Source organism: Saccharothrix sp. ST-888, from assembly GCF_000955975.1.
Lineage (GTDB): Bacteria > Actinomycetota > Actinomycetes > Streptomycetales > Streptomycetaceae > Kitasatospora.
In genome coordinates, this window is the sequence record NZ_JYJF01000166.1 from 1 (window position 1) to 9,138 (window position 9,138).

Genomic DNA, 9,138 nt, shown 5'->3' on the forward strand with positions numbered 1-9,138 from the left:
GGCGAAGCCCCGGTAGTCGGCGGCGGCGATGGCGTAGGTGAAGCCCTGGGGGACGTGCACATCCAGATTGAGCTGGCAGTTCTTGCGGAAGTCGGTCGGGTTGGCACCGACGCCCACCTGCGCGAGGTAGTTGCTGTACGTCACGGTGAAGGCGGTGTTGTCGGGTGAGACCGCGATGGCGGCCGTGCCCGCCGGACAGCCGGATCCGTTCACCGTCGCCACGTCGATGACGATCTTGTCCGGCGGCGGAGTGACTGCCGAGGTGAAGCCGGTCGAGCCGAGCAGCGATACGGCGACACCGCCGACGGCGAGCATGCGTGACAGCATGGCTTTTCCTTCCGATCGTTCGAGGATCCCGGATCGCACCGGGGCTTGGCACGTCCGTGCCGCCACAGCGCGGTGCCCGCTGAGAGCGGCGGAGACCTGAAGTCGCAAGGGGGCAGAGCGGGCTGAAGACGATCAGTCGACACGGCAGAAGACTACTGACGTACCGTCAGACATCGTAGGTGCGTCACTCGGCAACGCAGCAGTCCGACACGGACTCACCGCCATCGTCGGTCATCACCACATGTCGACACCGCGTGGACCGGCCGCCGCACCCTCCCTCGCCGTGCGCCTCCCGCCGTGCGGTCACCGCTCGTCGACCCGGCCGCCGAAGAAGACCTGGGTCTCGGTGATCCTCCCGTCCCGCACCGTGCTCAGCTCGACATTGCGGTAACGCTCGCCGGTCTTCAGCTCGTACTCGTAGATGACGAAGACTCCGTCCGCCGCAGCCGGGACGGCATCCAGGATTCGCTGGGTACGCAGTCGATCCGCAGTCGGGAAGCAGCGCTCGAAGAACGCCGCCCTGTCGATGTGGTCGTCCTGCGGACTGGTGAACGTGTAGTCCTGGGCGATCAGCCGCTCAGCGGTGGCGCGGTCCTGCGCGACGTAACTCTCCAAGCACGCGCGGACGATTTCGACATTCGTCATGGCACTCACATCTCTCGCTCGGGACTTCCTGCCCATGCTGCGCGGAACAGGCGTCGCAGCCGGTTGCCCCTCAACGGGCGGACGGCTTCGGTGAGGTGAAACCCTCGGTCCCACCGAGACGTCCGCGAGGACAGTGCGGACGACCGGGACGATCCGGATCGTCTTCATGCCGTGATCAACGACGGTGGCACCGACCGGTTCCGCCGGCGGGGCAATGGCCGAGGGGCGCGGCCGCGTTGTTCGCGTGTGGTGCCCGGCCGAGTGGATCCGGCGCCCGCTCGGGGGCGCCGGATCCGTCCTGTCAGGGGTGGTAGGCCTCGTCGATGCGGGTGATGCGTCCGGCGCTGTCGACGGTGATGTCGTAGTTGCCGCCGAAGCAGTTGTAGGGCCGTGCGACGTCGCGCTGGTGTGCGCAGTCGTCGGCGTGCTTGATCAGTTGGGCGGCGGGGACCTCGGTCTGGGTGATCCCGAAGTCGCCGAGGGCGATCAGCCGGCTCTGGGCTCCCGGGGCGAGCTTGAAGGTGCGGGGTGAGCCGGTGGGCTCGTAGTAGCCGTCGTTCGGCACGTCCGGTCCGCAGATGAACTTCGTTGCGGTGGCGCTGAGCTGGTTCTTGCCGGGGTTGCCGCCGACGACGTGGATCATCCGGTGGCCGGGCTGCCGGGCGGCGGCCGTGCAGTCGGGGGCGGGCTTGTCCTGGGCGGGCTTGACCGCGGTGGGCTGCTTCAGCGGGGCGAGGTGCATCGCGGCCGCCTGCGAGTCGGAGGACGTACCGGGTGCGGCGGGGGAGGGCGAGGCCGAGGCGGTCTGCGTCAGCGCGCCGGCGACGGTGAGGACGGCGGTCGCGGCGAGCGCGGTGGCGATGAGCGGGCGGCGGTGGGCCGACATGGCGAATCCCCTTTGTTCTCCGGCCTGTTGGGAACGGGCGGCCGGGGTGCGGTTGCTGTGTACACCTCTACACGGGGCCCCGGCCCGCGGGGTTACGCCTGTTACCGTTCTATGACAGACGGGTCTGCAACGGCACCGCACCCTCACCGTCGGCAGCAACGGCTCCGCTACCTCCCACGGGCCGGCAGGAACGATCGCCCCCCACTCGCCAAGCCCGACTCGACGATCGGACCGCCGCAGGGGAAGCGCTGCAAGCAGCACCCCCGTCAGGACAGTTGGGCCTCGTCGGTGTCCCTGCGCTCCTGCCGGTGGGCGTAGACCATGAGGCCGAGCAGGACGGCCAGGAGTACCGCCGAGGAGCCCGGAGTGCCGAGCGCGAGACCGCCCTTGACGGCAGGCTTGGTGAGGAAGTCGCCGGCGGTGGCCCCCAGCGGGCGGGTGAGGACGAAGGCGATCCAGAACAGCACGACATTGGGGACGGCCGGCACCCGCATGAGGGCGACGAGGACGGCCAGGAGCCCTACGACGAGCAGGGCGCCGCCGGCGTAGCCCAGGCCGGAGCTGTCGGAGAGGGAGTCGCCCATGGAGGTGCCCAGTGTGTTCGACACCAGGATCGCGGACCAGAAGAGCGCCTCGCCACGGAAGGTGACGATGTCGCGGATGACGAAGGTCTGTCCGGTGACCTTCCAGGTGACGAAGATGGCGATCAGGAGGGAGATCAGGATCGCGGCACCTGCGGGGTATCCCAGTCCCAGGCCCTGCGGGCCCCAGCCCAGCGAGGTCGTCCCGGCAGTGAGGTACTTGGCGCTGGCGTCGCGGTTCATGAAGTCCGACATGGTGGTGCCGGCCATGCTGGTGGACAGGATGACCGTCCAGTAGAAGAACGGGTTGTACCGCTTCGACCGCAGCTGCACCGCCAGCGTCACCACGAACACCAGGAACAGGGCGACCGTGGTGAGGAAGTAGCCCAGTCTCAGCGTCTGGGCGAACAGATCTCCAGCTGTCTCGCCCAGGGTGGTGGCGGCGATCTTCATGACCCAGAAGGCCAGGGTGACCTCCGGCAGTTTCTTCATCACGTACCGGCCCGCACGGGCGGCATCCGCGTCGGTGAGGGACTCCGACTGCCTCAAGGCGCACTCCTGGTCGACCGCTCGGCGCTGCATCGGGTGGGCGGTGAGGGCCCACTGTTGTGTGACGGCGGTGCGCGGCATCGGACGCCCGGTGCGCGCTGTGAACGCGACTGACGCCCGGTCTCTCGCCGCACCCCTGCGTCTGCAAAACGCGGACAGACTACAGCGAAGCGGCTGAAACGGACGTGATCTGCCCCTGCGCGTCTCCCCGTGTGATCGGTCGGGCGGGCGGCGGTACCGCCTCGTACGGACCGGTGTGGCCGGGGCCTCCGGACGTCCGGGCGGCCTCCCGGGCCTGGAAGTCGTACGTCCGGGCCCGGGAGATTCTGTGATCATCTGATGGTCAGTCTGATGATAGGTTGCGGCTGACAAGCGGGGGGCTTTCGGCGGTACCCGTAGCGGTCTGCGTAGGTCTGGGACAGCCATGCCCGCGTCCGCTGCGAGGTGGCGAGGCGCGCTCCGCCGTTCCCGAAAGCCTTGGAGTGACCTTGCCTCTGCCCGCGCGGCTCCACCGCCGTACGCTGCCCTTCGCCGCCGTGGCGCTCGCCGCGACCATGCTGGCCGGTTCCGCCCAGGCGGACTCCACGCCCCCGGCGGACCCGACGCTGACCGCCGACCTCGACGCGATCCTCGCGAGCCCGCTGCTGTCGGGTTCCGAGGTGGGCGTCCAGGTCATGGACGCCGGCACCGGTCAGGTGGTCTACCAGCACCAGGCCGACGCCTACTTCACTCCGGCGTCGACCATGAAGACCATCACCTCGGTCGCCGCGCTCGACCTGCTCGGTCCCGACCACGTCTTCACCACCGAGGTGCGCAGCACCGGTGACAGCGCGGACGGCGTGCTCAACGGCGACCTGGTGCTGAAGGGCGGCGGCGACCCGAGCCTGCTGCCCAAGGACCTGGACGACCTCGCTGCCAAGGTGGCAGCCTCGGGCATCACGGCTGTCAACGGCCGGGTGCTGGCCGACGGCAGCCGCTACGACAACGTGCCGTTCGGTCCCGGGTGGGCCTGGGACGACGAGCCGTACTCCTACAGCCCGCAGCTGTCGGGGCTCACGGTGGCCACCGACACCGACTACAACATGGACACCGTGAAGGTGACCGTCACGCCGGGCACGGCGGGCGAGCCGGCTTCGGTGGCGCTGTTCCCGGCCGAGGCGCCGGTCAAGCTGAACGGGCAGATCACCACCGGCGCGGCCGGCAGCGCGGGCAGCGCCAACGCCCAGCGCGAGCGCGGCGTCAACGTGGTCGACCTCAGCGGCAGCCTGCCGGCGGGCGGAGCTCCGGCGACCTTCCTGACCACCGTGGAGAACCCGGCCGACTACGCCGGCCAGGTCTTCGCCGGTGCGCTGGCCCGGCACGGCGTCACGGTCCAGAACGGTGTGGCGGCGGCGACCGGCAGCGAGAACTCGCAGCTGCTGGCCGGCCACGACTCGCAGCCGATCTCCCAGCTGGTCGTCCCGATGCTCAAGCTCAGCAACAACGGCCTCGCCGAGACCCTGACCAAGGAGATCGGCAAGGTCAAGGGCGGCCAGGGCAGTTGGAACGCCGGCGTGACCCAGATCGGCAGCTTCCTCAAGGCCAACGGCATCGCCGGCCCGGCCGGCCGACAGGTGGACGGCTCCGGACTCTCCCGCTACGACCTGGTCACTCCGGGCAGGATGACCGCGCTGCTCAAGCTGGCCCAGGACAAGCCCTGGTTCAAGACCTGGTACGAAGCGCTGCCGATCGCGGGCAACCCGGACCGGATGGTCGGCGGCACCCTGGCCGCCCGGATGCAGGGCACCCCTGCCACCAACAACGTGCACGCCAAGACCGGTTCGATGAGCGGCGTGGACAACATCTCCGGCTACGCCACCGCCCCCGACGGCCGCAAGCTGGCCTTCACCGTGATGGTGAACAACTACGCCGGTCCGCGCCCGCGCGCCGTCCTGGACGCCATCGCCGTCCGGCTCGCCACCGGGCCCGCCACCGCGCCGTCGGCCGGTAAGGCCAACGGCGCCGTCGGCAGGAGCGCCAAGGCCCAGGTCCAGCGCAACGCCCCGGCAGCCGGCCAGGCGCCGGTCACCGCAGAGGCTCCCGCCACCCGCTGGGACGACTGCGAGTCACTTCACCTCTGCTGAGCAGCAACTCCGGGGCTTTGCAAGCCCGTTGGCAACGCAGCTCCCGTGGCCGGGCCTTGGCGACACCTGTGGGTGTCGGCGAGGCCCGGTCCTGTGACCTCCCGAGGGCGGTATGACGACCGCTGGGAGTGGCGCCTCGACCGTGCTCCAGCACCTGATCCCCGGCCCGGCCGAGGACCCGCACCGACCTGACGTCGTTCGGGACCACCGCGCCGGTCGGCGCCCAGGTCCTCGATCGGATGTCGGATGGCGCGGTCGGACATCTGAGAGGTCCCGCCAGCATTCGGTCTGGCGGGACGGTGGCTGGCCTACCGGTCAGCGTTCCAGGGGGCGGCTACTTCCGGACGACGTTCTCTGCCTGAGGTCCCTTGGGCCCCTGGGTGGTGTCGTACTCGACCCGGTCGCCCTCGTTCAGCTCCTTGAAGCCGCTGCTCTGAATGGCGGAGAAATGGACGAACACGTCCGGTCCGCCGTCGTCCTGCTGGATGAAGCCGAACCCCTTGTCGGCGTTGAACCACTTCACGATGCCGGTTGCCATTGCTGTGGATCCTTCTTGACGTTCCACGGCACCGTGACGCGGTGCCGGCCGGAGCCGCATGAGGCTTCGACCGCCTATGAATGCCCCTCGGGCATCGCTGGTAATCAGCCAAGATCCGCTGATCCGAGCCATCACCGGGTAGGCGCAACGGCGCCACGTCGTATCGACGCGCCGACGGCCCGTTCGGCGGCGCCGGTCCCGTGCGGACGGCCGGCACGAATACGGCGGCCGCACCGCAGGCAGCGTCCTGGGCGGGTGCGACCGGCGTACGGGGGGATCAGTGCTTTCCCACGGTCCGTCCACGGGGATGTCCGCTGGGCGTCAGGTGACCGGTTCGCCCATGGCCGGGAGCCGGATCGTCTCCTCGGGCGGGAGGTGTGCTTCGATGAGGCCGCGCAGCAGGGAACGGGCGGCTCTCGGCTGGGGGCGATCGAGGCCAGGGCCCGGTGTGCGAGGGTGCGTGCCTCGGTGAGCCTGCCGGGACGGCACCATCGCGCCCGCGGTAGTCACACACGCCATGGAGCCCTGGAAACTATGGCCGCTCGGGAGCCTTGGGAAGCTTCGTGAGGAAGCTGTCCAGCTCGGGGCGGGAGTGAAACGAGACATTCAGCCGAACGGGCTTCGCCTTGCCAGGGATCCTCAGGAACAAGGCGTTCCAGCTCCGGCCGTGCTTGACACGGCTGACCAGCTCGTCGGCCTCCTTGAGGGGGACGACATGGACCAGCTCCCGGGGGTGAGCGTTCGTCCGGGGACCGCGGTGGATGTAGACCGACCGGTCCGTGACCGTGAGGAAGTAGCTCTTGGCCAGTAGCATGCCAAGCAGTCCCATGGCGCCGATGAGGTACTGACTGGGACCGCTGATCGCCAGCAGAACCAGACGGGGTCGCTCAGTCCGATCAATATTCAGAACTGCCCGTCTGGCTTCCGACTGAAGTTCGAGCTTCCGCTCGGCCATGGGGGTGCCTTCCTCGAAGAATGTGCGTTCGACCTGAACACGGGGGCAGACCTTGGCGGGGGAGCGGCCGCAGCGACCACCGGGTCGCCAGGAGCGGCTCTCGCCGACTCGGCGCCGAGCGTCGCGATACGGGCTGTAGCGGCCACGGACCGGGTGCCGGTAGCGGCGGATCTCCCGGCCGGGCGCAAGAGGGCTACGTCCCGGGCCGGTGGGAATGGTTCAGATCGTGGTCTTCCCGCGTCACTGGTCGGCGACGCGGCCCGGTCGGCCTCGTGAAGGTACCGGAACACACTCGAAGGCGGCACCACCGGCCTGGCCGGTGGTGCCGCCTTTCTGCTGGCCGGAGGCATTCCGGCCGCTATGTCGCTGCTTTCCCGTGCAGAGGTTTGTGCCGACGGTCTCGGCTGCCTTCGCGTAGCTCACACCCTGCTGCACGAGTTGGAGGTGTGTCCCTCCCTCTCACGGGTCGGCAGCCTGCGTCCCTGGGCGACTGCCGGGCCGGTGCAGATCTCGACGGCCATTGCGCTCCTCCGCTGGGGTGTTGCAACGGTCCGTGGAACGCGGGAGCAGGAAGCCGAGCCTTGATCGGTTGTTGTCTGTGTTGCCGTCAGGTCCCGGGCAGAGGCGCGAGGGGGACCGGGATGTAGTTGGAGACGCTCCAGTGCTGGGCCGGGATGTTGTAGCAGTCCCAGACCTGGAGTTGTGTGCCGTTGGTGGTGGTGGCGTCGGGGTCGTCGAGGCAGCGGCCGGTGGCCGGGTTGTACAGGGCGCCGGTGCCGGTGGGGAGCCACTGCTGGTTGGAGCCGCCGTTGCAGGTCCAGAGCAGGACGTGGGTGCCGTTGGCGGGTGTCCCGTGGTCGGCGTCCAGGCAGCGGCCCTGGTTGGTGACGGTGCCGTTGGTGTTGATGTTCCAGGACTGGGCGGCGATGCCGGGGTAGCAGTCCCAGATCTGTACCGGATTCCCGTCGGTGGTCTGGCCGTTCTGGTTGTCGATGCACTTGACCGGGTTGGTGCCGCTCTGGACGGCGGTGGCACTCGCGGTGGTCGGGGCGCTGGCGAACTGGTAGGCCGAGACCTCGGCGACGCTGCCGTTGAAGAAGGCCGCCGGAGATCCGTTCTGCTTGAAGCGACCGACGACTGTGGGGCCGGCGGCCTGCCACGTGCTCTTGTGCAGGCCGGTGGAGGCCAGCGAGCCGTTCACGTACAGCAGGAGTTCGCTGGTGTCGGCGTTGTAGCTGGCGGTCAGCTGTTGCCAGACGTTGTACTGGACGAGGGCGCCGGCGTTGCTGGTGTCCGTGACGTCGACGGTGGCGTTCGGGGTGTCGGACGCGGCCATGCCGAACTTCCACTCCGCCTTGCCGCCGCCGATGTTGGACGGCCAGAGCTGGAACGCGCTGGCGTTGGTGCCGTCCTGGGAGATGACCACACCGCCGGAGGCGGTCGCCCTGGCCCAGGCGGTCACGGTGAACGACTGGCTCGTGTTGACGGTGGAACCCGTCGACGTCATGGCGGAGGTGGTGCCGTTGAAGGCCGCGACGGTGGCTGTCTTGCCGTTGACGGTGTCGGGACCGAACGCGGCGCCCTGGACGGTCAGCGGATGCTGACCGGTGCTGTCCGCTGCCGTGGTGCTGCCGGTCGCGTCGTTGAGACGCCAGTGGCCCAGCGGCGCACGGAGGTCGGCCAGCGCGGTGCCGGAGCCGAATGTGGCGATTGCGGTGTTGGGCGTGCCGTCGGTGCTCTTGCCGGGCCAGACGATGAGTTTGCCGTCGGCTCGGACGGCCCACAGGTCGGGGATGCCGTCACCGGTGACGTCACCCGAGGAGCCGACCGTCGGGAACGCGGCCGGCGTGACCCCGCTGGTGTTCGTGATGGTGCCTGTCGTTGGGTCGGCGAGGGCGGAGTAGTGGACGGTGCCGTCCGCGTTCTTGGTGAGCGGGTAGGCGTGGATGGTGCCGGCTGCCCTGTCGCGGGCCCACAGGGTGGGCTGGTTGTCTCCGTTGGCCGGGCCGGGGCCGATCAGGTCGTAGTTGTCCCACGTGTTGGCGGTGGAGACCTCGCGGTCGGCCGGCGCGAGCAGTTGGGCGCTGGAGGTGCCCGGTGGGAAGAGCCACAGCCTGCCGCCGATCACCGCGAGCAGTGCGGTCTGGGTGAGGACGGTGGTGCCGTTCGGGCCGGTGGTGGTCTCGCCTCCGGGGGTGCCGAGGGCGAGGATCTGGGTGCTTGTGGACCAGTCGGTGCCGCCGAAGTCGGCGGGGCAGGTGATGGTCGCACCGTTGATGTCCTGGCAGGTGACGGCGGTGTTGCTGGGTGTGCCGGACTTGTAGAACGAGATCCGGTCGGTGAAGTTGCCGTGCCCGTCGTTCTTGTACAGGTACAGCTGCGGGTCGCCCTTGGCGTGGACGATCAGGTCGTCGACCGCCTTGCCGCCGAGGAGCGAGGCGCGGTGGGTGACCTGGACGCCGTTCCAGCCGGTGGTGCTGCTGGCGGGCGCGGCCGAGGCGGCACCGGAGATGGCCGGAGCGGTCGCCGGGTCC

General features: G+C 69.4%; 8 protein-coding genes. 1 reads left to right on the plus strand and 7 read right to left on the minus strand.

Annotation, left to right across the window (positions count from 1 at the left end; translation table 11 throughout):
- The 4 genes from UK12_RS30780 to UK12_RS30795 form a co-directional block, all read right to left on the minus strand.
- The coding region (locus UK12_RS30780) for a DUF4360 domain-containing protein (protein ID WP_045306500.1) at positions 1–315 on the minus strand (315 nt) is incomplete at its 3' end.
- A gap of 315 nt (positions 316–630) precedes the next feature.
- A complete protein-coding gene (locus UK12_RS30785) occupies positions 631–972 on the minus strand; it encodes a nuclear transport factor 2 family protein (RefSeq protein WP_045306496.1) in 342 nt (113 codons plus the stop codon).
- Between the two features lie 301 nt (positions 973–1,273).
- Positions 1,274–1,858 (minus strand): hypothetical protein, encoded by a 585-nt coding sequence (locus UK12_RS44635; RefSeq protein WP_045306497.1) that lies wholly within the window; start codon positions 1,856–1,858, stop codon positions 1,274–1,276.
- A gap of 266 nt (positions 1,859–2,124) precedes the next feature.
- A complete protein-coding gene (locus tag UK12_RS30795; protein ID WP_231591455.1) occupies positions 2,125–2,988 on the minus strand; it encodes a COG4705 family protein in 864 nt (287 codons plus the stop codon).
- Between the two features lie 488 nt (positions 2,989–3,476).
- Here UK12_RS30795 and dacB point away from each other — a divergent pair, with 488 nt between their 5' ends.
- Positions 3,477–5,111, plus strand: coding sequence for a D-alanyl-D-alanine carboxypeptidase/D-alanyl-D-alanine endopeptidase (gene dacB, locus UK12_RS30800; protein ID WP_231591456.1), 1,635 nt, complete (start codon positions 3,477–3,479; stop codon positions 5,109–5,111).
- Between the two features lie 334 nt (positions 5,112–5,445).
- Here dacB and UK12_RS30805 read toward each other — a convergent pair whose 3' ends face one another.
- The 3 genes from UK12_RS30805 to UK12_RS37040 form a co-directional block, all read right to left on the minus strand.
- A complete protein-coding gene (locus UK12_RS30805) occupies positions 5,446–5,649 on the minus strand; it encodes a cold-shock protein (RefSeq protein WP_045306498.1) in 204 nt (67 codons plus the stop codon).
- A gap of 532 nt (positions 5,650–6,181) precedes the next feature.
- Positions 6,182–6,604, minus strand: coding sequence for a hypothetical protein (locus UK12_RS30810; protein ID WP_045306499.1), 423 nt, complete (start codon positions 6,602–6,604; stop codon positions 6,182–6,184).
- A gap of 607 nt (positions 6,605–7,211) precedes the next feature.
- Positions 7,212–9,138 (minus strand): ricin-type beta-trefoil lectin domain protein (locus UK12_RS37040; RefSeq protein WP_197085304.1); only part of this gene is annotated, 1,927 nt, incomplete at its 5' end.

Bases quoted from the DNA above. Each gene is read 5' to 3' on its own strand.
- UK12_RS30785 (WP_045306496.1), bottom strand. From the start codon at position 972: ATGACGAATGTCGAAATCGTCCGCGCGTGCTTGGAGAGTTACGTCGCG.
- UK12_RS44635 (WP_045306497.1), bottom strand. From the start codon at position 1,858: ATGTCGGCCCACCGCCGCCCGCTCATCGCCACCGCGCTCGCCGCGACC.
- UK12_RS30805 (WP_045306498.1), bottom strand. From the start codon at position 5,649: ATGGCAACCGGCATCGTGAAGTGGTTCAACGCCGACAAGGGGTTCGGC.
- UK12_RS30810 (WP_045306499.1), bottom strand. From the start codon at position 6,604: ATGGCCGAGCGGAAGCTCGAACTTCAGTCGGAAGCCAGACGGGCAGTT.